At 59.4% G+C, this 25,875-nt stretch carries 28 protein-coding genes; 10 read left to right on the forward strand and 18 right to left on the reverse strand.

Annotated features, from left to right (window positions below; genetic code table 11):
• Positions 1-21 precede the first annotated feature (21 nt).
• The 6 genes from P8K07_18150 to P8K07_18175 form a co-directional block, all read right to left on the reverse strand.
• Positions 22-297, reverse strand: a complete 276-nt coding sequence (locus P8K07_18150; GenBank protein MDG1960448.1) for a hypothetical protein — start codon at positions 295-297, stop codon at positions 22-24.
• On the reverse strand, positions 297-644 hold the full coding sequence (locus P8K07_18155) for a tetratricopeptide repeat protein (protein ID MDG1960449.1): 348 nt from the start codon (positions 642-644) through the stop codon (positions 297-299). The genes P8K07_18150 and P8K07_18155 overlap by 1 nt, the downstream gene beginning before the upstream one ends.
• Before the next feature lie 58 nt (positions 645-702).
• Entirely contained in the window at positions 703-1,248 is a 546-nt protein-coding gene (locus P8K07_18160) for a hypothetical protein (protein MDG1960450.1), read from the reverse strand.
• A gap of 3 nt (positions 1,249-1,251) precedes the next feature.
• Complete coding sequence (locus P8K07_18165; protein MDG1960451.1) at positions 1,252-2,712, reverse strand: hypothetical protein; 1,461 nt, start codon at positions 2,710-2,712, stop codon at positions 1,252-1,254.
• A gap of 67 nt (positions 2,713-2,779) precedes the next feature.
• Positions 2,780-3,601 (reverse strand): hypothetical protein, encoded by an 822-nt coding sequence (locus P8K07_18170; protein MDG1960452.1) that lies wholly within the window; start codon positions 3,599-3,601, stop codon positions 2,780-2,782.
• Positions 3,598-4,623 (reverse strand): hypothetical protein, encoded by a 1,026-nt coding sequence (locus tag P8K07_18175; GenBank protein MDG1960453.1) that lies wholly within the window; start codon positions 4,621-4,623, stop codon positions 3,598-3,600. The genes P8K07_18170 and P8K07_18175 overlap by 4 nt, the downstream gene beginning before the upstream one ends.
• A 119-nt stretch (positions 4,624-4,742) precedes the next feature.
• Here P8K07_18175 and P8K07_18180 point away from each other — a divergent pair, with 119 nt between their 5' ends.
• Complete coding sequence (locus P8K07_18180) at positions 4,743-5,582, forward strand: chlorite dismutase family protein (GenBank protein ID MDG1960454.1); 840 nt, start codon at positions 4,743-4,745, stop codon at positions 5,580-5,582.
• A 28-nt stretch (positions 5,583-5,610) separates the two neighbouring features.
• Complete coding sequence (gene rnhA, locus P8K07_18185) at positions 5,611-6,030, forward strand: ribonuclease HI (protein MDG1960455.1); 420 nt, start codon at positions 5,611-5,613, stop codon at positions 6,028-6,030.
• 12 nt (positions 6,031-6,042) lie between these two features.
• On the opposite strand, the gene P8K07_18190 is transcribed toward rnhA, so the two are convergent.
• On the reverse strand, positions 6,043-6,456 hold the full coding sequence (locus P8K07_18190; GenBank protein MDG1960456.1) for a DUF4079 family protein: 414 nt from the start codon (positions 6,454-6,456) through the stop codon (positions 6,043-6,045).
• Positions 6,457-6,551: 95 nt separating this feature from the next.
• Between P8K07_18190 and P8K07_18195 the strand changes: the two genes are divergently transcribed.
• A complete protein-coding gene (locus tag P8K07_18195; protein MDG1960457.1) occupies positions 6,552-6,839 on the forward strand; it encodes a putative quinol monooxygenase in 288 nt (95 codons plus the stop codon).
• Between the two features lie 101 nt (positions 6,840-6,940).
• Here the strand turns inward: P8K07_18195 and P8K07_18200 are convergent, their stop codons facing one another.
• A complete protein-coding gene (locus tag P8K07_18200) occupies positions 6,941-8,737 on the reverse strand; it encodes a radical SAM protein (GenBank protein MDG1960458.1) in 1,797 nt (598 codons plus the stop codon).
• Positions 8,738-8,904: 167 nt separating this feature from the next.
• On the opposite strand from P8K07_18200, the gene P8K07_18205 reads away from it, so the two are divergent.
• Complete coding sequence (locus tag P8K07_18205) at positions 8,905-9,876, forward strand: calcium/sodium antiporter (protein MDG1960459.1); 972 nt, start codon at positions 8,905-8,907, stop codon at positions 9,874-9,876.
• Here P8K07_18205 and P8K07_18210 read toward each other — a convergent pair.
• The 4 genes from P8K07_18210 to P8K07_18225 all read right to left on the reverse strand — a co-directional run bounded on the left by P8K07_18210 (position 9,864) and on the right by P8K07_18225 (position 14,763).
• Positions 9,864-11,249, reverse strand: coding sequence for a hypothetical protein (locus tag P8K07_18210; GenBank protein MDG1960460.1), 1,386 nt, complete (start codon positions 11,247-11,249; stop codon positions 9,864-9,866). The genes P8K07_18205 and P8K07_18210 overlap by 13 nt on opposite strands.
• Positions 11,249-12,709, reverse strand: a complete 1,461-nt coding sequence (locus tag P8K07_18215) for a wax ester/triacylglycerol synthase family O-acyltransferase (GenBank protein MDG1960461.1) — start codon at positions 12,707-12,709, stop codon at positions 11,249-11,251. Before P8K07_18215 ends, P8K07_18210 begins: the two co-directional genes overlap by 1 nt.
• A gap of 132 nt (positions 12,710-12,841) precedes the next feature.
• The gene (locus tag P8K07_18220) at positions 12,842-13,834 is read right to left on the reverse strand and encodes a lysophospholipid acyltransferase family protein (GenBank protein MDG1960462.1); all 993 of its coding nucleotides are present in this window, start codon (positions 13,832-13,834) and stop codon (positions 12,842-12,844) included.
• 14 nt (positions 13,835-13,848) lie between these two features.
• A complete protein-coding gene (locus tag P8K07_18225) occupies positions 13,849-14,763 on the reverse strand; it encodes an NAD-dependent epimerase/dehydratase family protein (protein ID MDG1960463.1) in 915 nt (304 codons plus the stop codon).
• Between the two features lie 47 nt (positions 14,764-14,810).
• On the opposite strand from P8K07_18225, the gene P8K07_18230 reads away from it, so the two are divergent.
• The 3 genes from P8K07_18230 to P8K07_18240 all read left to right on the forward strand — a co-directional run bounded on the left by P8K07_18230 (position 14,811) and on the right by P8K07_18240 (position 17,452).
• Entirely contained in the window at positions 14,811-15,509 is a 699-nt protein-coding gene (locus tag P8K07_18230; protein ID MDG1960464.1) for a TVP38/TMEM64 family protein, read from the forward strand.
• 198 nt (positions 15,510-15,707) lie between these two features.
• Positions 15,708-16,493 (forward strand): hypothetical protein, encoded by a 786-nt coding sequence (locus P8K07_18235; protein ID MDG1960465.1) that lies wholly within the window; start codon positions 15,708-15,710, stop codon positions 16,491-16,493.
• A complete protein-coding gene (locus P8K07_18240; GenBank protein ID MDG1960466.1) occupies positions 16,490-17,452 on the forward strand; it encodes a D-glycerate dehydrogenase in 963 nt (320 codons plus the stop codon). The genes P8K07_18235 and P8K07_18240 overlap by 4 nt, the downstream gene beginning before the upstream one ends.
• A 4-nt stretch (positions 17,453-17,456) precedes the next feature.
• Here P8K07_18240 and P8K07_18245 read toward each other — a convergent pair whose 3' ends face one another.
• The 4 genes from P8K07_18245 to P8K07_18260 all read right to left on the reverse strand — a co-directional run bounded on the left by P8K07_18245 (position 17,457) and on the right by P8K07_18260 (position 21,289).
• The gene (locus P8K07_18245; GenBank protein ID MDG1960467.1) at positions 17,457-18,044 is read right to left on the reverse strand and encodes a TetR/AcrR family transcriptional regulator; all 588 of its coding nucleotides are present in this window, start codon (positions 18,042-18,044) and stop codon (positions 17,457-17,459) included.
• A 5-nt stretch (positions 18,045-18,049) separates the two neighbouring features.
• Positions 18,050-19,150: a ferritin-like domain-containing protein gene (locus P8K07_18250; GenBank protein ID MDG1960468.1), complete on the reverse strand. Its 1,101-nt coding sequence runs from the start codon at positions 19,148-19,150 to the stop codon at positions 18,050-18,052.
• A gap of 127 nt (positions 19,151-19,277) precedes the next feature.
• Positions 19,278-19,961: a glutathione S-transferase N-terminal domain-containing protein gene (locus tag P8K07_18255; GenBank protein MDG1960469.1), complete on the reverse strand. Its 684-nt coding sequence runs from the start codon at positions 19,959-19,961 to the stop codon at positions 19,278-19,280.
• A gap of 11 nt (positions 19,962-19,972) precedes the next feature.
• Positions 19,973-21,289: a VCBS repeat-containing protein gene (locus tag P8K07_18260; protein ID MDG1960470.1), complete on the reverse strand. Its 1,317-nt coding sequence runs from the start codon at positions 21,287-21,289 to the stop codon at positions 19,973-19,975.
• Between the two features lie 137 nt (positions 21,290-21,426).
• Between P8K07_18260 and rpmG the strand changes: the two genes are divergently transcribed.
• From rpmG to P8K07_18275, 3 genes are read left to right on the forward strand one after another with little or no spacing between them, the layout of a single operon-like run.
• A complete protein-coding gene (gene rpmG, locus P8K07_18265; GenBank protein ID MDG1960471.1) occupies positions 21,427-21,582 on the forward strand; it encodes a 50S ribosomal protein L33 in 156 nt (51 codons plus the stop codon).
• Positions 21,583-21,631: 49 nt separating this feature from the next.
• Positions 21,632-21,826, forward strand: a complete 195-nt coding sequence (locus tag P8K07_18270; protein MDG1960472.1) for a ferredoxin — start codon at positions 21,632-21,634, stop codon at positions 21,824-21,826.
• 6 nt (positions 21,827-21,832) lie between these two features.
• Positions 21,833-23,173: a dicarboxylate/amino acid:cation symporter gene (locus P8K07_18275; protein ID MDG1960473.1), complete on the forward strand. Its 1,341-nt coding sequence runs from the start codon at positions 21,833-21,835 to the stop codon at positions 23,171-23,173.
• Between the two features lie 20 nt (positions 23,174-23,193).
• Here P8K07_18275 and P8K07_18280 read toward each other — a convergent pair whose 3' ends face one another.
• Together P8K07_18280 and P8K07_18285 are read right to left on the reverse strand one after the other, a co-directional pair.
• Positions 23,194-24,366: a cytochrome P450 gene (locus tag P8K07_18280; protein MDG1960474.1), complete on the reverse strand. Its 1,173-nt coding sequence runs from the start codon at positions 24,364-24,366 to the stop codon at positions 23,194-23,196.
• Positions 24,367-24,374: 8 nt separating this feature from the next.
• Positions 24,375-25,841, reverse strand: coding sequence for an aldehyde dehydrogenase family protein (locus P8K07_18285; protein ID MDG1960475.1), 1,467 nt, complete (start codon positions 25,839-25,841; stop codon positions 24,375-24,377).
• Positions 25,842-25,875 lie beyond the last annotated feature (34 nt).

Here is a 25,875-nt window from a genome sequence, read left to right on the forward strand (position 1 = left end):
GTCTCGCGAAACCGAAGCGGCTCAGAGGTTGGGAGCGAAATTGCGGAGCGCGAGCAGGAGCGATTCGCAATTCGGGTACTCATCCAGAGAATCCATCAAATGATCATGCTGTGCCTGAAGGACACCGACGTCCTGTTCGTCGGGGGCTAGCAGGAGATGCCGCGCAAATTCCTTGATCATGGCCTGCGTATCAAGCTTGGTTTCGATGGGTATTTCATCGTCGGTTGCAATGACGAGTTTCAGCCGACCAAGGAGTCGACCGACATAGTACTCATCGGGTTTCTCGTCTTCCGCCATCAGCTGTTTTCCTCCTTCAGCTGACGCTTCCAATCGAGCATTCGGGCCTTCGCCGATTCTTCTTCGGCCTCCGGCACCATTCCCTTGCGCATATAGAAGGTAGACAGGCTTGTGTGCGCAAGAATATCGTCGGGGTTGATCACGCACAGTTGCTTCGCAGCCGCGATCGCTTCATCGAGTTCCTCGAGCTCCGCATGCGCCATGGCGATGCCATGCATCGCATCAGCAAACTCGGGATCAATCTCCAGGGCGGCACGGTATTTCAGAATCGCTGCCGGATAGTCGCCATCAAAGGCCAAATCCAGCCCCTCGTCGTAGAGATCTTCCTTGTTCGAGTCGTCTGCCATGTCTGAAGTATTACTTCAGAACAGCCTGCCGCGCATCTATTTTCCCGAAAGAGTCTTTTCAGAGTTCCCGATTTTTCAAATATTGCGATATCAGGCGGGTTCCCTCTCGGAGAGCCCGGTGTCGGTCCCGGAAAACCCGCTCTCTTACCCACTCGCCCTCATCCCAGGCGTCAAAGGAAGATTCCTTGCCGAGTCGCAGTTCCACGATCTTCTCGCCGGGAGGATCTCCTGTCGCAATGGCCCTTATGGAGACGCCGGAGTCGACGAGAACTCCGAGGGCCCACGGTGGAAGGCGGAGAAACTTTCGCGTCTTTTCGAGTTGTTCCTTTTTTGCCCGGGATTCCACGGGGCAAAGGTAGCCCCACTCCCCGGGAGCCGGATTGGCGTCGCGAATCAAACTCATATTGGAATCCGAGAGTTCCGACCGTGCGCGATCCTCGTCAAATCCCTGACCGACTGCGAAGATGGACTCACCGAGGATACGCTCGGGGGGAATGACTTTCGGCCCCGACGATCGCTGCTTGCCTCCACTTTTCCCGGTATCTATCCACCAACGTGATTCGACGTCGACGTCCTTGGGTGGATTTTCTTTGGGATCCTTCATGTTCTACCGCGATTGCCAGAATGTGGCGCGCCGATCAAGGCCTCCGGGCGGAGCTGGTTCACCCTCTTCGTCAGCCGCTGCTCCCGTGGACTGCTTCCCGATCACATAGGGGCCGATCTCGGCCACGATTCGCGTAGGTGTGCCCTCGAGAATCAGCTCTCTTGGAAGAGGTACATCGCGTGCCATTTGGCTCAGTGAGGTTCGCTCGAGAAGAATATAGGGGGTCTGCGTCGGGTCGGCGATGACTGGAGGCAGCGTTTGCCGACGTCCGTAGTAGGCGATGCGGTGGCGGACATTCTCGGTGGTTCGGATGGGCATATCAATCGGTACAAGTCTTCGTGTGAAGCGCCCGGTTTCACGAGCGGCCCAGCTTTCATGCGATCGTCGGGCGATTTCTCCGGGTGATAGCGCCAGTACGACGAGTAGAATCGAAACAGATACGCCGAGCGCGAAAAAGGCATTCTTTCGCGAGACGTTTTCGATTGCCCAGATGCACGGGACGGCGATTGAAACGCAAAGTCCGACAAAAAGGCTGGACCACTGTCCGGTAAAAATAACTTCGAGCAGCGAGCAGAAGAGCCAGATCCCGATGAATCGGGGGGATCCCTGCCATTGCCAGTCTGCCGGGCGAAAGGCTATCCCCAGGGCCACGACGGGCAGTAACGGGAGAAACACCAGCAAGCCGAGGAGAAAACTGACCGGGTCCTGGGCCGCGGGAAAGCCCCCAATGCCCATCGCGAGGGCATCCTGCAGTTGGCTTCCGTGGGCCACCAGAATCCCCACGCTGAGCAACGAGAGGATCGCGGCCGATATCAGGGTTACGGCCATCAGCATCATGGTGTTCCGGAAGGTCAGACCTCGAAGGCGCTGCAGCCAGATCGCGGTGAACAGCAGCAGCCAAAGAGCTGGATAACCGACCAATGCGAAACTCGCGCCGATCGCCATGCCGGCATAAACGCCGGCGAGTCGGGAGACCGCCAGCACGCGAATCGCGCGGAGCGCCAAAAAGCTGGTCAGCAGATAAAATGGGGCTACCGAGAGTTGGGCGCCCAAAAGTGCGCGGCCGCTGGACGTGGCAAAAAGCAGGATGACGGCCAGAATTCCGACGCGTGTCGAGTAGAGTCGTTCCCCCAATCGAAGCAGGACGGACATGGCCGCAACCCCTGCCAGCAGGCCGAGGATCCGCAATTGGAATTCGTTGCTGCCCACGATGCTCCTGCCCATAGCGGCCAGTGCGATGCCGGCCGTGGTGAGTGGTCCTTGAGCGATCATGCTGCTTGCGGGATGATCCGAGAGATGACGGACGGCGAGAGCCAGAGAGGCCTCGCTTTCTACGAGGGGACTCCGCACGGGTGCGATGTTCAGGATGACGAAGAGGCCAATCAAGGGCACCAGAAACGTAGCGAGGGTTAGCGGCAGCCTCGGGCCACGGCGGGGTTTCGCAGGAATAAGAAGTTTTGCCACGTTGGATTTCCGTTGAATCTTCTCCGGCATACCACGAGTCGGGTGCCCGGAGGTAGTCTGATTAAATTTACTTGCCAGACCAGCGATGGATCGCCTGCCGAGCGGCTCGGGCCAGGCTGGGGTCTTTGGATTCGGCGGCCTTTTCGAGGGCATCGCGCCCTTGATAGAGGTGGAGTTTTCCGATGGTGGCCGCGGAAGCCCTGCGCACGCCGGGCACGGGATCGGTGTTCAAAATCGACACCAGCTTGCGCGCGAGCGCGTCCTTGTCTCCTACTGGAATCTCGGTTGTGGTCAGAGTGGTGAGGGCCGAAAGGCGGCCATGCCCATCGGGATCATCAAGCCGTTCGCGTGCCAATTCGTGAAGGCCCTCGGCGCGGAGGTCGCGCAGGCAGTATAGAGCCATTCGGCGCAGGGTCGCGCCGGGCCCTCGAGTCGCTTGCCGAAGTTCCTCCTGAACGGAAGCAGATTCACGCGCGATCGCGCAGGTGATTTCAGCGGCCGCCCATCGACTATCCCCGTCTTCTGCGGCCAGCATTTCCTGAATGGGCGGCCAGATTTTGGAGTTTTCGGGTGAAAATTTCCCAAGAGTATAAGCCGCGCCCCACCGAAGTTCCGGGTCAGCGCTGCGGAGAGCTTTCTCGAGGGCCTCGACGATCGCGGGCGAATTTGCTGCCAGAGCTTGCAAGGATTCGGAGAGGCGTCGCTGCTCGGATCGGCTGATTCCCGCCAGGCAGGCGACCAGTTCGACGGCACACTCGGGGGGAATTTGCTGATCGCTGATCTCTGCAAGAAAGTCCGTAATCGCAAACGGCAACCGTGATCGCTCGCGGGCGTCCCTTGCGGCGAGTTTACGCAAGGGATCCAGCACCTCGGCGCTGGCAAACTTCAAACGGCTGCCCTCAGGGCGCGAACAAGGAGATCTTCGAGACTCGTGGCATCCATGCCGAGAGCGTAGCAATCGGGAGCGGTGAAGAGCTTGTGCAGAATACGATGCAGGGAATCGGGAGTGGCCGACTGTCCTCGCAGGGCTCGGACAAGTTTCTCGGGGAAGTTCGGAGGTGCCAGAAAATCGCCACCGACAAAGATGTCGGCAACAAGTCCTTCGTGAACCTGGATGGCAGCCACGACGGGCCCCAGACGCCCCTCAACTTGTACGCAAGGTGCATCCACTGATTTGGAATGCGGCCGATCGTCAATTTGTTCCTCGCCCCAGCGCTCGAGGCTGGAGGCGTCGCAGACTCCGACCCCGAGTCCCAGAATTTCGGCGTAGGCGCTTCCGAGCGGTCCCAGAGCGGCATTCGGGGGAAGGTGGGCCTCGCTGGAGTGACCGAGACGTTCGAGCGTCGTGGATTCCTCAGGCGTCCAGACCAGGGATGGGACGATTCCCTTCGGATCGATCTGGTCGAGTCTGAGCATGGTTTCGGAGAGGCTGGTGGTTTGTGCCAGCAAGATCTGGATGAGCAATGCCCCGCCGGGATCTTCGCGGAAACCGAGATGAGCAAGACGTTGTTGCTGCACCGTGATGAAATCAAGGCCCGGATAGACAGGGTCGATTCGCATCGTGCGGAGCCAGGCGAGAACCCCCCGTACGCCGCGGTTGAGGATCTGTTCGGGACGTAGCGAGTCTCCGAGGACTGCTCGTTGGGGGAGACTCAAGGTGATGGCAAGAAATCCCTCGCCAGCAGCAACCGCGCGTCCGCCGGTATGGCGTCGCCAGACCCGGTGCCTCGCATCGGGTAGTTCGGGGTGAAATGGGCCGAGAGATAATAATTGGCCGTGGAGGGCCGAGACGTGAAGGTGAATTTCACCCAGGCGTGCCCTTGCCAAAAGCGCCTGTTCTCGGAGCCGCTGGGCTCGGGGACCGACCTGGCGAGCCGAGCTGAGTAGAAGTGTGTCCTGAAGGGCTGGCATCTTTAACCTAGGGATATCGGATCGATCGCTCGCAGGGTAGGGCGTTCCCTTGCGGGTCGCGCTGGCCGGGTCTACCAGAGAGGGAGAGAAGTTCGGGAAGCAACCCAAGGAGATGACCGATGGCCGAAAACGACAGCCCCGCCAATACCCCGCTCGACGTGCATGCCGAGGGGTGGTCTGTGCTCCATATATATTACCGGATCGATCGGGCGCTCTGGACGAGCCTTGATGAAAAGGAGCAGGAAGAGGGCCTTGAAGAATTCATGGCCTTGCTTGTGGCAGCGGAGCAGGAAACGGACCTGCAGGTGGTTGCCCAAGGTGTGATCGGCAAGGCCGACTTTGGTCTGGTGGTAATTCATCCGAAGATCGAACGGGTTCAGAGGCTCACCCAGGAGGTGTCCGCCACGATATTGGGGGCCTGCTTCGAGACAGTCTATTCCTATCTCTCCATTTCCGAGGTCAGCGAGTATCAGACCAGCACGGGAGAGTTCGCCCGCAAATTGATCGATGAGGAAGGGCTGGCTCCCGCGACCGAAGAGTTTCAGCAAAAACTCGGCGCTTTCTCCGAGCGGATGGGGCATTATGCCAAGGCCCGCCTCTATCCCGAGCTGCCGGGCAAGGACAAACCCGTGATTTGTTTTTACCCGATGAGCAAGCAGCGCGGTGAGCGTTTCAATTGGTATGCGCTCTCTCTGGCCGAGCGCAAGCGGTTGATGGGCGAGCATGCCACGTCGGGTCGCCGATACGCGGGGCGTATCCAGCAGCTGGTCACGAGTTCCACGGGGATCGACGACTGGGAGTGGGGCGTCACGCTCTTCTCCAAGGACCTCAAAGCGATCCGCGATATTGTCTATGAGCTTCGCTACGACGAGGGCAGCACTTTTTACGGGTTGTTTGGTGAGTTCTATATCGGTGTGCGCATCGAGCCTCTGGATCTTGCCAAGGCTCTGCAACTCTAGGGACTGCGCCGAAGTGAAACAGATCCAGATGTACACGGATGGCTCCTGCCACGGGAACCCCGGACCGGGAGGTTGGGGTGCGATTCTGAAATGGGAGGGTCGCGAGCGCGAGTTGTCCGGAGGTGCCGACGCTACCACGAACAATCAGATGGAGCTGATGGCCGTGATCGAGGGACTGAAGGCGCTGCGCGAATCCTGTGATGTCGAGGTCTTTACGGATTCAAAATACGTCATGGACGGTATGAAGTCCTGGATTCATGGATGGAAAAAGCGCGGTTGGAAGACGGCAAACAAGCAGCCAGTAAAGAATATCGAATATTGGCAGTCTCTGGATCGGGAAGTTGCGCGGCATACGGTCACCTGGACTTGGGTCAAGGGCCATTCGGGTCATCCGGAAAATGAGCGAGCGGATTTACTGGCCAACGAGCAGGCATCGCGCCACGGCTGATTCCCTGCAGCCCTAGAAGCGCAGAAGCGGCATCCCGAAGAAAACCTGCAACGCCGCGAGGAGCAGGGCGATCATGCCGATCAACGGGTGGAGCGTGCGCGCACGGGGGTCTTCGGGTACTCGCCGCGAGAGCAAGGCGCCGGTGCTGAGCAAGACAATGACAGCGACCCCGATGCGGAAATGCCAGCCGCTGGCGATATCCAGATCGGGGCGCCAAAGCCATGTCGAGACGATTCCCATGAAGAAGGCCAGGAGCGTGACACCGTAGGCCAATGGTGCGGCCTGGGCATGCCTGGGACGCAGATGCTCTCCGCGCCTTTCACGCGAGCGCAGGCCGAAGCTCGCGGCACGAAGGAGAAGGGCCAGGGCGATGAGCCCAATGATGGGGTGGATATAGGCCATGAGACGATCGACATTGGAGATCATCCCGGACCTTCCCGTCTGAACGGTTCCGGTGTTATTCCGAAGGGTCGCCGGCGCACGTGTCGCTCTGCTAGAAGAATCGGAGAAAGGATATTGATATGATTCATGTGATAGCGACAATCCCTGTCCAGGCGGGCAAGGGAGAGGAATTCGAAGGGATTTTCAACGAATTGGGCGCTCAGGTGCGCGCCAACGAGCCGGGCTGCCAACGGTATGAGTTCTGCAAGTCTCTGGACCGGCCGGACCATTATGTCGTGGTGGAACTTTACGCGGATCAGGAATCTTTCGACGCCCACGGCAAGACCGAATACTTTCGGGCCGCGGGCAAGAAATTTGGCGGCCTGATGGCTGGTGCCCCGGATATTCAGATCGTAGTGCAGGACTAGATTCTCGCGCAACACGACTTCGTTCGCCAGATCGGCCCTGCTGTTTTTCCAGTTGGAGAACGATTTGGCGGACGGAGGTTGTGTTCTTTCCGAAGCCTCGTTCATGAATTGGTCTTGAGTTGCCCTCGGACCCACGAGCCGCCATCCGGGTCATGCAAGACTTCGCCGACGCCCCCCGGGTACTCGATTTCGATGGCAACAGGTGCCGATTGATCGACCATTTCATCCGACGGGCGTTCCATGCGACTCAAAGTTGCGATTGCTTCGGCAGCATCGAATTCAAACTCATGAGTTGCTAATTGTCTGGCTCCGGAGCGGGGGCAAAGGGCTCGGTCGAGACCCAGAATCCGCACCAACCGTTGTGTCAGATGCTGACAATCGTGTTCGCCCAGCCACTCGGAGAGGACTCGTGCGATCACCGCATAGGTCCTTTCAGGTTTTGCGAGTAGCGCCAGATAGATCTCGGAGCGTCGCTCGTAGGCGACCAGGCGGTCCTGAGCGATTTCTTCGCCGAGTTCCTCGGCGAATTCTTCAAGAAGAGCCGAGAGTATTTTTCGCAGTAGCGGTGCCACCGGGACTGATTCGTCCAGCGCGAGGAATTGGGCCGTCAGGGGCAGGATTTGTCCTCGGGCGAGAACGATATAGGCGGTGATCAGAAAGTAGCCTTCGGCGCCCTCCTGGGCCGAGAAGGTGTGGCAGCCGACGACGTACTCGCCTTTGGCCTTCCCGTAGCCGGCGACGGGAACGGTCTCGAGTTTATATTCCTCGCGGCGGTCGTAGAACTCGGTTCCGGGCAGAAGTGTGTAGCCAAAGATATTGATGTTCGGGAATACACGGAGAAGGCGGTCGAGATTCGTTTCGAATTCGCTCAGGGTATCGCCCGGCAGGCCCCAGATCAGCTCCGCGGCAATCGGGATTCCTTCGTTCGCACATGCCTTGACGACGCGCTCGAAATCGTTGTCGCGCATGTTTTTTCGATTGCTTAGTTCAAGTGCCAGAGGGGTCAGAGTCTGCAAGGCGAGGTGATAATGGGAGAGTAGATTCTCCTCGTGCAGGCGGCGAACAATTCCTTGAACGCGCTTGTTGTGATTTTTGGACCACGAGGTAGCGAATGTTTGCGGCAGGCCTGTGCGCTGACGGAGTTCGATTACCATCTCCGTTTTTTCCGCGTCCTCGCGGAGGGCTCCGAAGTTGGAGTCCGCGAGCCAGAAATCCTTGATGCCGCCAGCCGCCGCCCGTTCGAAATCGCTGCGGATACGATCGAGCGAGAATTGATACATCTTGGTCCCGATGGCTCCTGTGCCCCATTCACAGAAAGCACAGCGGTAAGGGCAGCCACGAGCCGTCTCGTAGGACATTTGCCCGTAAATCGGTTCGCCTGCCTCGTCACGAAGTTCGATAACGTCGAGCGCAGAAGGAAATTCATCCAGAGATTCACGGCGCGGGCGGGTGGGTGTTTTGCGAACCACGCCCTCATCGAGCCAAGCGAGTCCTTCGATTCCGGGCCATTGTTCCGGGGCACTGTCGAGAAGTTCGGCGAAGGTGATCTCGCCCTCGCCGAGGATGATCAGATCGATGGATTCATCGAGCAGAAAATCTTCGGCTCGCTGGACGTGAGGCCCGCCGGCGACGACCAGAAGTTCCGGGACATCTTTTTTCGCGGCCGCGGCGATTTCGAGAAACTCGCCGACATTCCACGTGTAGCAACTCAGCCCCAAAATGGGCCGCTCGCCGCGAGCGACAGCGGCAGTTGCTTGCGCCCTGATTGTTTCCGGCCAGGTCTTGTGGAGCCAGGTCTCGGCCTCCTCTCTCTCAAGAAAATGAACGAGGCTGATCTCAGTCTTTGCGGCGGATGCGCCTTTCTCGAGAAAGAATGCTTTGAGGGCACCTGTGGTCATGGGGGGAGCTTGGAATTGCTCGGTGTCCATACTCAGGAGCCAAACGGGCCTAGAAACCATGCTTCTGAACTGCCAAACGGGAGGCGGAGTCGCAAATCTCGACACAGGGGCAACCTTGGCGTACCCACAGAGATCAGGACGTCCTATGTCCTGAAGGAGAGGCCTAATTGAACATCTGGGACTGGCTACAATTGATTTTGGGCCTCGGATTGCTGGGGATTGGTGGTGAATTCCTGGTCCGAGGAGCATCGCGCCTGGCCCGGGTTCTCGGGATCAGCCCTCTGGTTGTGGGCGTGACGGTGGTCGCGGTGGGTACAAGTGCCCCTGAATTGGCGGTTTCCCTTCACGCGGCCTTTCTCGGGCAGCCTGATGTGTCGATCGGGAACGTGATCGGCTCCAATCTGCTGAATTTGCTTGTGGTCCTCGGCGCTGCCGCTGTTGTGGTTCCACTCGTCGTGGCGCAGCGACTGATTTGGTGGGACATCCCCATCATGATCTTTGCGACGGGCCTGGTCTGGTTCTGCGCGAGGGATGGTCATTTGTCCCGAGTGGACGGGATCGGTTTGTTGGTGGTGTTGGTGAGTTATCTGGTGGCGGCTGTCCGGATCAGCACCGGAGAGTCCGATGCCGTTCGTCAGGAATACGAGAAAGAGTTTTCTGAAGCCGCTGGTCCCGGGTGGGGCGGGATGGGTCGGGAGATCTTCCTGATGGTAGCCGGGCTCTTGTTGCTTGTGGTGGGAGCCGAGATTTTTGTCGAAGGGGCGATCGGAATCGCTCGATCGCTCGGGTTGAGCGAATTGATTATCTCGCTGACCATCGTGGCGGTTGGCACCTCGCTACCGGAACTGGTGACGGCGCTGGTCGCGGCTACCCGCGGGGAGAATGATATCGCGGTCGGGAATGTGGTCGGCTCGAACATCATGAACCTGCTCGCGATTCTGGGTCTTACAGCCTTGATCGCGCCAGGCGGCTTGGCTGTGCCGGCAGCGGTTCTGTCATTCGATCTGCCTGTCTTGTTGCTGGCATCGGTGGCCTGCCTGCCCTTTCTGGGTTCAGGGCATCGGCTTACCCGCCCCGAGGGCATGATTTTTCTTCTGGCGTACGTCGGCTATATCTCCTGGCTCTTCTACTCGCTCTGAGCCGGGCTTTTCTGGCGTCTCGGAGTTGGCTGCCGCACCGCACGCGGGACGTAGAATCCGGGGAATTTACCCACCGCATGGGAGAGCCCTTTCAGAGTGCCAAAGAAAAGATTGACGTTATAGGTCAGCGTCTGCTCTCCGTTCGGGCTCAGCCCCGGATGAGATTTGGGGGCATAGACCACGAAGTTCCCGATGCGGCACATCAGGTTCCGGGCGCGTTGACGCCGAGCGGCCATATCCTGTCGGGTCCGAGCGCTGCGGAGCAGCGGTTTGCCGCAATGCCGTCGTGCGGGCAGGCTCCACGGCGGCGGGACGTGGTAAACGGCGCCGCTATCTTGCCATGGCCCCTCCAATACCTCCGCAGTGAAGCGATGAATATCGTAAGTAAGGCCCTGGATCTGGTAAGTTTCCCAAAGCTGGTCCTGCCGGCGGTCGATCGTGGATTCCGAAGACGCCGGAAGCCCCTGAACCGTGGCCAGTTTCTGGAATTCAAGCGGTGCGGACCACTCCGGCTCATTCTTGTCCGTATGCATCCACCACTCCCACGCCCATGAACCATCAAAATCCTGCAAGGCCGAGACGGGCAGACGCGCGAGGATGGTGGCTGTTTTGCCGGCCGAATCTCTTCGAGAGCCGACGACGATCAGGAATTTTCCTCGTCGCACGACAGCGCTGGTGATGCTGAGGCTCCGCTGGTCCTCAGGCGTACTTTTCCGAAAAGGGAGCGCCCGTTGTCGGACCTCCCATTCTGTCGGTGCGTCGAGTGGGTTGAGGACGTGGAGGAGAACTGCGGCTACGGGAGAAAGTCCACTGGTCGCGGAGTTCTCATTGGCGAGAATGACCAATCCTCCCTCGAGAGAGACTCCGGAGAGGGGCCAGAGGTAGTGGTCGGGGTCGTCTGCGGCGAAAAAGGAAGTGGGGGCGCCGTCGGGTTTTTCCCCCCAGAACCGCTCGATTGGTTGGTAGGACCCGGGCAATCCGCGCAGGACGCCAACCGAATTATGAACGGGACCAGTAGCCTTTCCTTTGAAAATTTCGCGGTCGCAAAACGGCGCGCCTTTGGGACAGTCGGTTTGGAAAGACCCCACCAGCGTATCGCCGAAAAGCCAGATGCGCATATCGTCGGTGATCGGGATGGAGGCTGCCACGTCGCCCCCGAGCCAGGCGCCATTGGGCATGGTGGTCGACGGGTTCAGAATTTTCTGAACGCGGGAGGCGTAGGTGAATGGCGCGGCATCGGACGGCGCAGCCGTCGGTCGTACCGCCGTGCAGGCGGATGCGAAAAAGATCAGGAGCGCGACAAGCGGGGCCGCGGCCGGATGCGAGCGTGACGGGGCATAGTAGATTTTCTCCGCCCGGCGTCCGACTCTCATCAACCGCCGGCCGCCGCGTGCATGGTCTTGGCGGCGAGAGGCTTCGCGGTACCAGCTGCTGTTTCGAGAGCTTCGAAACTTTTCTCGATAGTCTGTGACAAATGATCGAGGTCGGGGACTTGATCTCGATCGCCCGTCAGGCCGATTTGCAGGCGGTCGACGTAGCGGAAGATGGCGATACCGATTCCCTGTCCTTCAAATAGTGGGAGGTGGGGGTGCGCTGCGGCGAGAGGAGCTCCCGCCATATAGAGAGGCGTTGCCGGTCCCGGAACGTTGGTAATCACCAGATTGAAAGGATGGAGGTTGCTGAGCACGCGCACCAGACGGTGCATGATTCCTGCGTTGGCCCATTCGGCTGCCTGAGTCAGGACTTCGCCGCCCAGAGCGGATTGGCTGCTCTTGTGGATCAGCGTCTGCGCGTGCACGCGGCGGAGCGTCTCTTTAGGATTCGTACAGTCCAGCGGAAGGTCGACCATCCAGCACGATGCCTGATTCCCGAGCACGGTCGAGGCGTCGGGTGCCCGGCGGTTTACCGGGACCACCGTGCGAACGATTTTTCCGCTGTCGAGTTGCCCGCGGCCCAGAAGGAATTCACGGAATCCCCCGGCCAGTGCAGCTAAAGTCACGTCATTGACGGTCCCACCGAGGGAGGCTCCGACGGCCTTGATGCGTGCGAGTTCGAGCGAGAGCCATTCGACTTTGCGGTTTGGCCCGATCGGTTGGTTGAAGCTCATCGAACTGGCCAAAGGCAGTCCTCGTCGGGTGAAGGCGAGGAGTCCCGTTGCTCGCTCCTGCAGGGCTTTGCGCGAACTCGCCGGGTCAGTGAGCGCGTTGACCAGAGTTTCGCCCGCCGACTGGATCATGCCCTGTCGGCGTTGCACTGCCAGCTGAAGGAGCTGCGTTTCGCTTGGCTCCGGTCGCGGGACCCATCCTTCGTCGACACCCGAGGGCTCCACGGGGCTGGTTGAAAGCAGGGCGTGGAGCAGGGACAAGCCCCCGACGCCGTCAACCATGCAATGATGTACTTTACAGATGGCCGCAAATTGCTCGTCGGCCAATCCTTCAACGATCCAGATCTCCCAAAGGGGGCGATTCCGATTGAGAGGGCGCTCGAGAAGGTCGCCGCAGAGCCTCCTCAGGCTTTCCTGATTGCCGGGCTTCGGGATCGACGTGTGACGCACGTGATTGTCGAGATTGAAATTGCCGTCGTCGACCCAGAGATGGTCGCCGGTCAATGGAATCTTGCGAATTTTCTGCCGGTAGCGGGGCATGCGAGACAGGCGCGCCTGAATGTGTCGCCGGATCTTGGTCATGTCGACGCCACCGCCGGGGCCACGCAGCGGACCTTCCTGAAAGACGAGGGTCAGACCGACATGCATGGGGGCATTGACTGTCTCAAATGAAAGAAATGCTGCGTCGAGTCTCGATAGACCCTCGTAGCCCGAACCAACCGCCATCATCCGCCTCGTCCCCGTTCTTCGGTCACGTTTTCGAATCGCTGCCCCAGGCGCCATGTCGCCGCGACCGTTCAGCTCGGAGAGACTATCGATCTGCCAGGAAGCTTGCAAACCAGAGGACGCGTGGCGGGCTCTTCAGCTGAAGATGCCGACGCGCCGCTCGAGTCCGTCGCGCAGCATGGTGCGGAGCCGTGCCTTGACGATGTTTACCTTCTCCTCGATGACGTGGTCCTCATCGTTGGCGTTGCCTTCGAAGATCAGCGGCTCGCCGAATTCCACATGATACCGAACGGGCAGGGGCACCGGAGTGAGGACCATGGGGAAGGCGGGCATGCCGAGAATTCCTGCCAAACTCTCGAGGTTCCCCAGAGACGGGGCTTGCTCCTCGGATCCTACTGTTGCGACAGGCACGATGGGGGTCCCCGTCTGCAGTGCGAGGCGTAAAAACCCCAAACCGAAGTCCTGGAGTTGGTAGCGCTCGGAAAACCCCTTGTTCATGCCGCGCACCCCCTCCGGAAAGGCGAGCACGGCTTCGCCGTGCTCAAGCAGATCGACGCAGTTTTTTGGGGTGCCGACAACGCTCCCGAAGCGAACCATCAAAATATTCAGCCAGGGGAGTCGAGAGAGCCAATATTCCCCCATGCCGCGAACGATGCGGGGCGGGTTTCCTTCCATCAGGCAGGCTGTCGCGATCATGGCCGCATCGATTGCGATTTGCCCGGCATGGTTGCCGATGAGGAGAACGCGCCCTGCGGGCAGATTCTCGATCCCGCGGGTCTGGACCCGAAAATAGTAGCGGTAGAGAAGTGCGCTTGTGAAAAAGCAGCGGCGGGCGGTTTCCTTCTCGAACCCCCAGGGGTCAAAACCGAAGTCGTTGGTTGCCAGCGGGGCGGCATCGATTTTCGTGGCGATCTCGGTATCGAGGTCGCGGAGGAGTTCGGGGGCCAGATGCTGTGTCGCCGCGCTCGCGACCACCTGCCCGAACTCCTGCAACCTTTGCCAGAGACTTTGCCCCGAGGGTGTGGCCCGAACGGCATCGGCGTCGACGGATCTCTGCCGTGGTCCGGGTCCGCTGGCCCCGGGCCGTTTCCGACGGGGTGCAGAAGTGATGTTACGAATTTCCGCCATGGGATCTGGTGGTTTCAGGGTCGCACGGAGCGCAGAGTTTCGCCAAGCGAGCGTTGCGCCAAAAAGCCTGTCGCCTCTCGAAACCGCCTTCCGTCGATCGTGCAGGGGTATTTGATGAAGTCCACGGCATCGGCAGGGAAGGGAAAGAGGCCCCAGCGGAAAAGATTGCGCAGCAAGACTCGCGTTGGAGTTTCCGGCACAGGCAGGGCCGTGCCCCCGCTCTCGCGAATGGCGGTCGAGATCGGGACGGCTCCGGGGCCCACGATGTTGAATACCCCCCGGACTCCGGTATCGATGGCTTTTTGGATCGCCTCGGCGACATCAAGTTCGTGAATGAATTGAACCAGCGGGTCGAAACCGATCAGCTTTGGCGATGGATTCAGCCGAAGATAGGTGGCAATCGAGCTATGAGTGCGGGGGCCGAGGGTGCTGGCGGGCCGCAACACCGCCGTGCGAATTTCGGGGTAGCGCCACAGGAAATTGGTCGCGATCGCATCCATCTCGGCGATGTCCCGGATTTCGGGATAGTGACGGCTGACATTCAGTGTCGTCTCTTCGTCCATATAGAATGGATTGCGGGGGAGTGCGCCGTAGACATAGGAACTGGTGAGGATGATGATGTTCGACGTGCCGTAGGCGGCTGCGGCTTCAATGACTCTCTTGGTTCCGCCGACGTTCACATCATGCCGCAGGGCGGGATCAAAATTATGGCGCTCCAGCCCCAGATGGACAACGATATCGGGTCTCTCGCGCCGGAAGACGTCTTCCACCTTCTTCTTGCGCAGGTCGGCGGTGATCATCGTGAATTGGGGGGGGTGCCCCACCCAGGGTGTGTGGTCGACTCCCACGACCGACATGTTCTTGCCGAGACGCTCTGCAACGAGTCGGCCCAGACCGCCCGCGATGCCGGTGATGAGCACTTTCTGCACCCCCCCTGTCTATCTCACCCAAAGTCCCCGTGGTAGGGTTCTTCAGCGTGGCCGATAAATTGGAAAATAGTCGTTTCCCGATTCGAACGATTTTGCTGGCGCTTGCCGCCATCGCCGTCGCGTTTCTGCTTTTTCGCTATCTGCCGATCGCGGAATGGATGCAGGAATTTCAGGTTTGGGTCCAGGGCCTGGGCCCTCTCGGGTATTTGGTCTACGCCCTGACCTACTCGGTTTGTGTCGTGTTTTTCATCCCCGCTTCGATTCTTACGCTGGGCGCAGGGGCTCTCTACGGCCTTGCCGGTGGGCTTGGGGTGGTTCTGTTGGGGGCGAATCTTGGCTCGGCGCTATCGTTCCTTCTTGCCCGGACTTTCCTTCGCGAAAGAATTGAAAAGATGACCCGGGGGAATCCCCGATTTGAGGCGCTCGATCGAGCAATCGCTAAAGAAGGGGCCAAGATCGTGCTGCTGGTCCGGCTCGCTCCGGTATTCCCGTTCACCTACAGCAACTATGCCTTTGGTCTGACGGGTGTTCGGCCAGGCCCCTACATTCTGGCGACTTTCGTTGGGATGCTGCCAGGGACGATAGGTTATGTCTACGTGGGGACCGCCGCTGCAGGCGCAGCAACAGGTGGGAGTATGGCTTCGACGGTTCTCAATATTCTCGGCGCTGCGGCGACAATGGCGGTGACTATTTTCGTTGCTCGCCTTGCTTCCCGTGCGATCCGGGAGGCGGGCGTGGAAGCCTGAAGCAACACAGGGAGCCTGCGGTCCTCTCTGACTGGCCCGCGCCGCGCCGGTGGAGCCAATCGTCGCACGGAACTGAGGTCGAGTTCGCCGGATGATGCCGCCTTGTGACGATCTGGCGACGATTTGGTGTCGACATGCAGGCATGCAAAAGATTATGCTTTGTGGCCTGAGTACCAGAATTTCGGGAGATAGAAGGCGATGAAGGATTATCCGGTCAAGGTTGGCAGCATGTTGTTCACGATGGTGGACCCTCATCAGGGTCACGAGGTGGACTTCAACCGTTGGTATGAGCGCGACCATTATTATGGTGGTTGCTTGCAGGGGCCGTGGCTTTTGGCGGGGAGTCGATGGGTATCGACCCGGCCGCTCAAGGACCTTCGATTTCCCAACGAGAGCAGTCTCGCAAAACCGGCCGTCGACGCGGGCTCTTTTCTTGCCATGTACTGGGTGACGGAAGGGAAGCTCAAGGAGTGGAACGAGTGGGGCAGCAAGCAGGTCTTCTGGCTCTACAAGAACAACCGCGGTTTTGAGCATCGGACCCACGTCCATACACTGCTCTATAATCTGGACTGGACGCATTATCGGGACGAAGATCCGGTACCTGTCGAATTGGCTCTCGATCATCGATACGCAGGGCTCGTCACGCTTGCTGTCGAGCGCCATCCGGGTGTCGAGCAAGACCAACTCGATACGTGGATGAAGGATTATCTGCCCGGTTTCCTCGAGGGATCTCCGGTGGCCCAATGTTCGGTGTGGTCGCCGATCCCCCAGGGCGATGCTCCGATGTCCATTCCCAAGGTGGAGCGCACGGACGCTCTCGATATGCAGATCTTTTTCGTCGATGCACCGGCCGCCGATACCTGGTCCCGGTTTCGCCTTTACGCCGAGGCTCTGGAGGGCAGTGGCCTGGCCAAGGTTGTATTTGCCTCGCCCTGGCTGCCGACAGTTCCAGGCACGGACACCTATACCGATCAGCTCTGGTGATTATTGCCGTCACAGCGGATTACCTGCAGGATCCGATCGCGTGCCTGCAGAAGGCTTTCCCTGATGCCGAGGTCCGATCTAACGGCACGGGGCAGATACTCCCTCGCGATATTCTGCTGTCGAAGATCGTCGGTGCGGATGCGGTGATTGCCTTCGGCCGCGACCTCATCGACGCCGAGTTTTTCGATGCGGCGGGTCCGCAACTGCGCATTGTCGCCAATACGGCCGTCGGGGTGGATAATATAGATTTGGCGGAAGCGCGCCGCCGAGGAATCCGCGTGACCAACACACCGGATCCCGTTTGCGAACCAACTGCGGATGCAGCCTGGCTGCTGATGTTGGCGGCGGCACGCAGAGTGACAGAGGCGCAGGAACTGGTTCGTAGCGGTAGCTGGGAGGGTTTCTGGCCAACTCTTCTGGTGGGGCGCAAGATGCTGCGAAAAACTCTGTTGGTTGTCGGCGCCGGGCGGATCGGCGGGGCGATCGCGCGGCGATCGATCGGTTGGGAGATGAACGTCCTCTACGTTGCGAACAGCAACAAACCACACCTCGAGTCGTCACCAATCGAGGCCCGCCGCGTTGCGTTGGAGGATGGCTTGGCGCAGGCGGATTTCGTTTGCCTGAGCGTGCCGCTAACCGAAGAGACTCATCATTTGATCGATGCTCGGCGCCTGGGCTTGATGAAGGATTCTGCGGTCCTGGTCAATGTGGCTCGCGGCCCGGTTGTGGACGAGGCTGCGTTGGTTCGGGCGCTCGAGGCGGAACGAATTTTTGCCGCCGGACTGGATGTTTTTGAAAGGGAGCCGGCGCTGCAGGATGGTCTGGCGGCTTTGCCCAACGTGGTGCTCTTGCCCCATCTTGGCAGTGCTACCGCCGAGGACCGCAACTGGGTGATCGAGATGGCGACCGCGAGCGTGATCGCTGTGTTGCGGGGGCAGGTGCCGGAGAATCTCGTCTGACGATTCAGAATCGCCGGGCCGCCAGAGTGATCAGGGATTGTACTTGTTCTTCAGCCTCGGGGCGGGCGACGATCAGATGTCCGATTTGGAGACTGAGTCCGATCAGAAATAGCGAGAGGGCCATGGGCTCCTCTTGATCGCTGACGCCGATCTCTCGGAGTGCTTCGCATACCTCGTCGACAAAGGCGTGGTCCGATGCCATGCCCAACGCCGGGCCTCCGGACAGGATCAATCTCGATAGAGGGGGATCGGATCGCCAGAAATCAGCCACCAACTGGAGGGTGAGGCGGGTCAGGCTCTCTGGGTCGACACCCGGTTCGAGCGCGCAGAGCATTTCCGCGAGAAGTTTGCGCCCGGTTTCCCGGGAGACCGCTCCGAAAGCACTCCGCTTGTCGCCGAAATAGAGATAGAAGGTCCCGGCGGCCACGCCCGCCGCGCGCGAGATCTCCCCAGTCGTCGCTCCATCATAGCCGCGCTCGAGAAAAACCTCTCTGGCGGCAGTGATGAGTGCGCGTTCTGTCTTCTCCCGACGGGTCGGGCGAGTCGCAGGCTTGGAATCGACCTCGACCAGTTTCCGGGATGGTTTGCTCACGTCTCTTAAGCAGAGACCTTTTGGACGATCTTTCTTTTGCCTGCATTGATCGCCTGCAGATCCTTGATTCCCGCTTCTGCCACATCGTATCCGATAAGGGAATCGCCCTCGGCCCGCAGAGCTGCCATGTCCACCCAATTACCGTAGGTCGCGCGAGTTCGGTCGGTGATGATCCCCGCATTGTCGAGAGTTTTGATCAGGGTGCGGAAGATATCATTTCCTTCCATCATCCGCTCCCGACGTTCATCGTCGGTGACCGCTTCGGCCATCGCTCCCTGCACCCACTCCCAGTCAAGGCCGTATTTGGGGTAGAGGGCCCGGCGCTGTTCAGGGCTGACCAGGTTGAAAAGGAGGAGCTGGAAACATTCTTCAGCCCAGTCTTCGACAGCATTATGTTCGGCTTCGGGCAGATTGGGAACGGTCTCGTGAGCCCAAATCTTCCCGAATTTATGATGGAAGGCTTCATCCGTCATGATGAGCTGGCAGAGTCGTCGGAGGAGTGGATCATTGGATTCCTGATAGAGCGTCGTGAACGCGCCCATGGCCAGCCCCTCGACCAACATCTGCATGCCGACAATCTTCTGGTAGACGATCGGGCTGGCGACGATCTGTTTGAGCAACCCACCGAGAGTATCTCCCGGGGCCATGATCTTCCCGTCGAAACGAGCTTGCATATAAAGGGTGAAAGCATGCACGTGGCGGGCTTCTTCGCGGACCTGGTTGGCGGCATATTCTTGTGCGCCCGGATCAAGAAAGATGTCGCAGAGTGAGGACGAAAGGCTGAGTGCCCCCTGTTCGCCATGCAGAAGTTGGGAGATCGTCCAACAGGCACTGTCGTGCATGAACTCCATGCGCTGTTTCTCGTCGAGGCGGTCCCAGACCGCCGTGCGAGGCTCGATCAGAAATTGCTCGGGGAGAATGGACCCCTCGAGAGGCGGAGGGTTGATGAGGTTGATGTAGGCCGGGTCTTCCGGATTCCAGAAATGTTCGTCCGTCCGAGCGATGATATTTTCAAAAGCATTGGATCGCTCGAAGTAGCGCCCATTCACCATCATGGCGGAAAAATCGTCGCGGTCGACGGTGCGGTAATTTGGGTTTACGGACATTTTCACTCTCCTCCAAAGGTTGAGAACTTCTCATTAATGAGGGTTCCTCACTTTGGCAAGTCTGTCGAGAACTTTTTCGGTATATCCCGGAAGTTCCCAGGCCGGGGAAATCGACTGCAGGCGTGCCTCAGCGTTGCAAAAGTTTACCCGCTTGGCGGGAAAATCGCTCGGCTTCCTCTTCTTTCTCACTGAGGTCCGGCATGCGCGCTGGAACGTCGAGACCACGAAGCGAAGCGGGCCGCGCGTACATGGCTGTTTTCCAGCGCTCCAGAGCGGGGAGGCCCTCGATCGAGACGCCTGACCATTTATGGGTGCGAATCCAGGCCCAGTTGGCGATATCGGCAATCGAGAAGTCATCGGCGAGCCACTCCCGATCCGTGAGGTGGCGGTCAACCACCTCGAGAAGTCGGCGCGTCTCGTTCTGGTAGCGAGAGATCGCACTCGGAAGTTTCTCCGGGAAGTATCGAAAAAACACATTCGCCTGACCCATCATCGGGCCGACACCCCCCATTTGGAACATCAGCCATTGGATGACCCGAGAACGTCCTTTGGGATCTGTCGGCAACAAGCGGCCCGCTTTTTCGGCCAGATAAATCATGATCGCGCCAGATTCGAAGATGGGGAAATCCCCGGCTTCTCTGTCGACAATCGCCGGTATCCGACCGTTCGGGTTGATCGCCAGAAATTCCGGCGTCTTCTGCTCATCTGCACCGAGATTGATCGGGTGCACTTGGTAGGGAAGCTCTAATTCCTCAAGTGTAATCGAGGCCTTGTGCCCATTAGGCGTTGGAGATGTGTAGAGATCGATCATCTGGGAACGGCTTATTGGAGCCCAACGGCGTCGACGTTCCAGGTGATGTCCCCCGGAGCGAGGCGCGTCACCACTTTCTTGGAGATTCGACCGTCCGTAATCGTATACTGACGAAGTTGGTTCTGGTCTTCGGAGGCCACATAAACCTCCAGGGTGCCATCTTCATCAAGGTCCGCGAGGGTCACCGGGTGCTCAAACCCGCTGGAAGCGCGGTCGATATGCCGCTTGGACCAGCCTTCCGGGCTTTGCTCGAGGAGGTAGAGCCCGGAGCGCTGCGTCCCGACTACGAGATCAATTTTACCGTTGCCCGTCACATCGCCTGCGGCGATCGCTCTTGTCAGGCGGTCCGGCAGGGTCTGCGCGACCACGCCGTCCCAGGATTCCCCGTTCCAGCGGTATTGCTTGATGGTCACCTCGCGTACCAATTTCCCCTTGTCCATCGCACCTTCCCAGACGATGAAGACCTCTGCCTTGCCATCCCCGTCGGTGTCCGCGACCAAAATCTCCTTGGCGTGAGTGTCTCCGGGCGCATCGACGACTTCCTTGACCCAGGTGCCATCGGCCGAACGACGGTAGCCGGTCACCTCGCCGGGCTGGTGTTGGTCGAGTTTGTTCGGCTTGGACGGGGTGGCAAAGGCTTCCAGATCACCGTCGCCGTCAACGTCTCCGAGCTCGATCTCGTGGACAAATGTGTTGGGAAGCGCATCGATTTGCTCGACGCGCCAGTCTTCGTCGGGGTGGATGATCGCGATGACGCCCTGATCATGTGTGGCGATGACAATCTCGTCTTTGCCATCGTTGTCGACGTCACCCTGCTCGTAGTCGCGAAGCCGGTTGAATCGTCCCCCAAAGGTTGGGTTCCAGTGCATTTCCTCGGTCCACGCGCCGTTTTCCATCTTCCACGTCTTGAGCATGGCCTTGTTGCCGCCAATCGTCAGCAGGCCGTCTCCGAAGGCCGTGGCCTTGTGAAAGACGTTGGATTCGGGATCCTCGAGGATGGTGGTCTGCCAGCCCTCCGGTGTTTGCCGCACAATGGTCAACTTGGCCGGCCCGGGGGCGGGCATCATCCGACCGTCAGGGCCCTTTTTATCCACAAATTGGGCCTGAGAGAGAACCAGAGTGGGGTAAGGCCCCCCGCTCAGCGCTTCCCGGCGGGGTTCGGCGGGGGCTTCGGGTGCCTTGGGCGGTGCTACGGGAGCCGCCGCCGCGCGGGGCTTTGCCGCGGCTGCAGGCGCCGTGGGCGCTTCATTTTTCCCGGAATCACTTGTGCAGGCGGCGAATGCTAGCAAGCCGGCGGCCAGCGCGATCTTCTGAATAGGCAAATACATACCTCTATCACTGCCAAAGCTGGCAAAACGGAGCAAGAGCGGAAGTACTCCCCACAGGCCCTGGTTGCGCCGAGAGGGACTTTTTGCGAGTTCTTTTCGATACGCGGGACCTTCTGTCCGCGCGTTGGGAGGCAAAAATGCGCGACCAGATCCGAATGATTTCGACGGCAGGTACCGGCCACTTCTACGTGACCAAAAAGAACCAGAAGACGGCGACCGAAAAGCTCGTCCTCCGTAAATACGACCCGAGAGCCCGCAAGCACGTTGAGTACAAAGAAGCCAAGATGAAGTAGCCATCGCTTGCGCTGAGCGGCTCAATATTCCAAAGTTGTCTTTATGGGTATGAAAATCGTAGTAGATTACGATCGCTGTGAAGCAAACGCGATCTGCATGCAGGTCTGTCCCGAAGTCTTCGAGGTGAAGGACGACGACTGCCTGTACCTTTCGACGGAAACCCCTACCGAGGACCTTCGCGCCAAGGTGGAGGATTCCATCCGCCGTTGTCCCCGTCAGGCCATCGTTCTCGAAGAGGTCTGAGCAGAGGTGTCGAAGGCCGACGGTGCGCCTAGGGAGCCTTTGGCGCTCCATATTCGCATCCTGATCGGTCTGGTCTCGGGGTTGGTTCTCGGTATTATCCTGAACGAGACCGGGGACCGGATTCTGGCTCTCGCCGGGAAGGACGGTTTTGTCCGCGGCCTGATCGACTTCGTTGTCGGCCTCAACGGTTTCATTGGCGATCTATTTTTGCGCAGCCTGCGTTTCGTGGCGGTGCCGATCGTTCTCTTCTCCTTGATCGTCGGCGTCAGCAGTCTCCGGGACCTCCGGAAATTGGGACGCATCGGTGGCAAGACCGTGGGGATCTACCTCGCGACGACTGCTCTTTCGATTACCGTTGGCTTGGTTCTGGCCAATGTGGCCCAACCCGGATCGTTTGTCAGCGAGGATGTGCGCAACCGTCTCGCCGCCGAGCGTGAAGTCGAGGCGGAGACCAGCATCGCTGTTGCCGAAGGCAAACTCGCGACGGGCTGGGATCGATTGCTGGATATCGTGCCGCGGAATCCTGCCGAGGCACTGGCGGATGGGAATATGCTCCAGATCGTCTTTCTTGCTCTGGTGATCGGGGTGGCCCTGACGTTGATTCCCGAGGACAAGGCTGACCCCGTCAAGCGGGTATGCGAGGGGATGACCGAGGTGATTCTGGCGCTGGTTCGGGTGGTCATGCAGGTCGCACCGTTTGCGGTTTTTACCTTGTTGGTCGAGGTGATGGCTTCGCTGGGCCTGGACGTTCTCGGCGCCTTGCTGGTCTATAGCGGCGTCGTCGTGACGGGACTCGGCATCATGATCTTCCTGGTCTATCCAACGATCTTGCGGTTGGCATCGGGGATTTCTCGGCGCCGATTTCTGGCCGGAATTGCTCCGGCTCAGCTGCTGGCCTTCTCGAGTTCAAGCTCTTCCGCCACTCTGCCGGTGACCATGGAGTGCGTCGAGGATCGCCTCGGAGTCTCCGGCGAAGTGACCAGTTTCGTGATTCCGTTGGGTGCCACGATCAATATGGATGGAACCGCGCTCTATCAGGGCGTTGCCGCACTTTTTATCGCGCAGCTTTACGGGATCCCGCTGACGATGGGCGATCAGCTCACCATTGTTCTGACCGCGACACTCGCCTCGATCGGTACCGCCGGGGTTCCCGGGGTGGGGATTGTGATGCTGATCATCGTGCTTGGTTCGCTGGGCTTTTCACCCGAGGTCATGGCCTCGGGGGTCGCGATTATTTTCGGCGTCGATCGGCTTCTCGATATGTGCCGCACCGCGTGCAACGTGACCGGTGACGCCATGGTGGCCACCGTTGTGGGTGCAAGCGAGCAGGACCAGGCCACTTCCTAGCGCCGATCGCCCCGATCGCTTCAGGTGAGGCGGATCGGCAGCTTGGCAAAGCCGCGAACGTTCACCGAGTGGACGCGCTCGATTCCCGAAGGGTCGACGGCATAGTCGGGGAACCGTTTGATCCATTCTTCGAGAGCGACGACGCCTTCCATCCTTGCGAGAGAGGCGCCGAGGCAAAAATGCGCACCGCGACCAAAAGCAAGGGAGGCAGTCTTGTCACGATCGAGATCGTACTCGTCGGGGCGTTCAAAGACTTCCGGGTCTCGGTTGGCGGCCCCGACCAGCAGAACGACGCGGGATTGCGCAGGAATGGTGATATCGTCGATTTTTACGTCCTCGAGCATGAGGCGCATCAGGAGTTGGGTCGAGTTGTCATAGCGCAGCGTTTCTTCGACCCAGTCGGGAATTCTTTTCGCGTCCCCGTGTACTTTCTGTCGTTCGCCGGGGTTCAGCGAAAGCCAATAGAGTGCATTGCCGAGGAGCTTGGTGGTGGTCTCGTTGCCCGCAACAATCAGCAGATTGCAGAAGGAGAGCAGCTCCTCTTCGTTGAGGATGTCATGCTCGGGAATCATGGCAATCATCGAGGAAAGCAGGTCCTCGCCAGGATTAGCCCGAAGTTTCTTTATGTGATCCTGAAAGTACTGCCGGATTTCCCCGAACGCGATACCAGCTGTCGGGGGTAAATCGTTTTCTCCTTGTTCTCGATGGACGAGAATATCCGAGTGACGGCGTAATTCGGCCCGGTCCTCGCGGGGGACGGCAAACATCTCGCTGATGACGTCCATCGGCAGCAGGCCGGCGAAGTCATTGATGGCATCACAATCCCCGGCACCAACGAGGCGATCCAGATGTTCGATGGTCAGCTCGCGGATTCGCGGTTCCAGAGCCGAAACGCGCCGCGGCGTGAAGGTCTTGGAGATGAGTGAGCGAAAGCTTGTGTGTTCGGGCGGGTCCATTCCCAAAAAAGATGTCCCGACTCGAGCCGCCGGCCCAGCTGCCGAAGGGTCCACGGAGACGCCATGTGAATTCGAAAATCGATCCGTATCCTTGAAGCCTGCGATCACATCACGGTGGCGGGAAAGAGCCCAAAAGTCCTCTTTGGGGTTGTAGTAGACCGGCGCTTCTTCACGAAGCTGCTTGTAGATCGGATAGGGATCCTCGTGGAACTCGTAAGCGTAAGGGGAAAACTCCATGGGTTGCCTCAGCTTCTCGGGGGAAGCGACATGACCTTGGTCTCGAGGTACTCCTCGAATCCCATCTGGCCATTCTCGCGGCCGAGGCCGCTTTGTTTGTAACCACCGAAGGGAGTGTCGACATGAAACCACTGGCCCCCATTGAGTGCGATCGTTCCCGTGCGAATGCGACGTGCAACGTCAAGCGCTCGTTCTTCGCTGCCGGAATGAATGGAACCCGAGAGTCCGTAAACCGAATCATTCGCAATGCGCACGGCATCATCGTCGTCGTCAAAAGGAATGACGCAGCAAACCGGACCGAAAATCTCTTCTTGCGCGATTGTGCTCGCGGGGTCCACATCGGCAAAGAGAGTGGGTTGCACATAGAAGCCCGGTCCTGGTCCGGCTGCCCCGCCAGCGATCAAACGGGCGCCATCGGCCTTGCCCTTTTCGATATAGGCAAGGACGCGCTCCTGCTGCCGCTTGGAGACCTGAGGGCCCTGCATATTGGTTGGATCTGTGGGATCGCCGAAATTCCAGTTGGAGAAGGCTTTCTCGAGAATCCCCAGAGCTTCTTCGTAGCGGGCTCGGGGGACCAACCATCGAGTGGTAATCGCACAGCCCTGACCACCGTGGACGCAGGTCATGGCGGCCTGCGGCAGGACGGCTTCCAAATTGGCGTCGTCCAGAACGATCGAGGCGCTTTTGCCGCCCAGTTCGAGGAAAACTTTCTTCACGGTGTCGGCAGCGCAGGACATGATCCGCTTCCCCGTGGCGGTCGAACCAGTGAAGGTGACCAGATCGATCCGCGGATCAGTGGACAATGCCTCGCCGACAAGGTGGTCGGAGGAGGCGACAATACTCAGGACTCCGCGCGGGAGATCGGTCTGGGCCAGGATCTTTCCGATATGGGTTGCCGACCAGGGGGTATCCGGAGCCGGCTTGAGAATCGCGGTGCAACCCGAGGCCAGCGCCGGGCCGATCTTGGCGATATTCAGGTAGAGAGGGACGTTCCACGGAGTTATGGCACCTACAACGCCCACCGCCTCGCGGCGCAGAATCCTGCGGTTCTGCTGGCCGAAAAAAGGGATGTCGGACATTTCGGACTCGGCCTCGAAGGTAGCGGCTTTCTCGGCCCAATACGCCATATGCTCGATAGGACCATCGATTTGCATGAAGCTCGAGAGGGCCACGGGGGCTCCGGCCTCCGCCGTGACGATGGCGCGCAGCTGTTCGGTCTCACTCTGGAGCCCTTCATGAATCTGTCGCAGGCATTTCGCGCGAAGCGGCGCGTTCCGCGACCAATCCGTTTCGTCGAAGGCCTTCCTTGCCGCCGCGATCGCGGTTTCCATGTCGAGCGACGTACCGTCGGCACAAGTGCCGATGCTTTCGCCGCTGGCCGGGTTGATGTTCTCGAAACGTTTACCGGTGGAGCCCTCTACCAACTCCCCGTCGATGAAATTGCGCGTTTCGGGCGCGAGCACTTCCAGTGACATGATGGATTCCCTTCTGAGGCCGGGCAGAATCCGG

It is taken from the genome of Candidatus Binatia bacterium, from assembly GCA_029248525.1.
Classification (GTDB): domain Bacteria; phylum Desulfobacterota; class Binatia; order UBA12015; family UBA12015; genus UBA12015.

Excerpts from the sequence above, each read along its gene's own strand:
- P8K07_18150 (MDG1960448.1), bottom strand. The coding sequence starts at position 297 with ATGGCGGAAGACGAGAAACCCGATGAGTACTATGTCGGTCGACTCCTT.
- P8K07_18155 (MDG1960449.1), bottom strand. The coding sequence starts at position 644 with ATGGCAGACGACTCGAACAAGGAAGATCTCTACGACGAGGGGCTGGAT.
- P8K07_18160 (MDG1960450.1), bottom strand. The coding sequence starts at position 1,248 with ATGAAGGATCCCAAAGAAAATCCACCCAAGGACGTCGACGTCGAATCA.
- P8K07_18175 (MDG1960453.1), bottom strand. The coding sequence starts at position 4,623 with ATGCCAGCCCTTCAGGACACACTTCTACTCAGCTCGGCTCGCCAGGTC.
- P8K07_18180 (MDG1960454.1), top strand. The coding sequence starts at position 4,743 with ATGGCCGAAAACGACAGCCCCGCCAATACCCCGCTCGACGTGCATGCC.
- rnhA (MDG1960455.1), top strand. The coding sequence starts at position 5,611 with ATGTACACGGATGGCTCCTGCCACGGGAACCCCGGACCGGGAGGTTGG.
- P8K07_18190 (MDG1960456.1), bottom strand. The coding sequence starts at position 6,456 with ATGATCTCCAATGTCGATCGTCTCATGGCCTATATCCACCCCATCATT.
- P8K07_18195 (MDG1960457.1), top strand. The coding sequence starts at position 6,552 with ATGATTCATGTGATAGCGACAATCCCTGTCCAGGCGGGCAAGGGAGAG.
- P8K07_18200 (MDG1960458.1), bottom strand. The coding sequence starts at position 8,737 with ATGACCACAGGTGCCCTCAAAGCATTCTTTCTCGAGAAAGGCGCATCC.
- P8K07_18210 (MDG1960460.1), bottom strand. The coding sequence starts at position 11,249 with ATGAGAGTCGGACGCCGGGCGGAGAAAATCTACTATGCCCCGTCACGC.
- P8K07_18215 (MDG1960461.1), bottom strand. The coding sequence starts at position 12,709 with ATGATGGCGGTTGGTTCGGGCTACGAGGGTCTATCGAGACTCGACGCA.
- P8K07_18220 (MDG1960462.1), bottom strand. The coding sequence starts at position 13,834 with ATGGCGGAAATTCGTAACATCACTTCTGCACCCCGTCGGAAACGGCCC.
- P8K07_18235 (MDG1960465.1), top strand. The coding sequence starts at position 15,708 with ATGAAGGATTATCCGGTCAAGGTTGGCAGCATGTTGTTCACGATGGTG.
- P8K07_18250 (MDG1960468.1), bottom strand. The coding sequence starts at position 19,150 with ATGTCCGTAAACCCAAATTACCGCACCGTCGACCGCGACGATTTTTCC.
- P8K07_18255 (MDG1960469.1), bottom strand. The coding sequence starts at position 19,961 with ATGATCGATCTCTACACATCTCCAACGCCTAATGGGCACAAGGCCTCG.
- P8K07_18260 (MDG1960470.1), bottom strand. The coding sequence starts at position 21,289 with ATGTATTTGCCTATTCAGAAGATCGCGCTGGCCGCCGGCTTGCTAGCA.
- rpmG (MDG1960471.1), top strand. The coding sequence starts at position 21,427 with ATGCGCGACCAGATCCGAATGATTTCGACGGCAGGTACCGGCCACTTC.
- P8K07_18270 (MDG1960472.1), top strand. The coding sequence starts at position 21,632 with ATGAAAATCGTAGTAGATTACGATCGCTGTGAAGCAAACGCGATCTGC.
- P8K07_18280 (MDG1960474.1), bottom strand. The coding sequence starts at position 24,366 with ATGGAGTTTTCCCCTTACGCTTACGAGTTCCACGAGGATCCCTATCCG.
- P8K07_18285 (MDG1960475.1), bottom strand. The coding sequence starts at position 25,841 with ATGTCACTGGAAGTGCTCGCGCCCGAAACGCGCAATTTCATCGACGGG.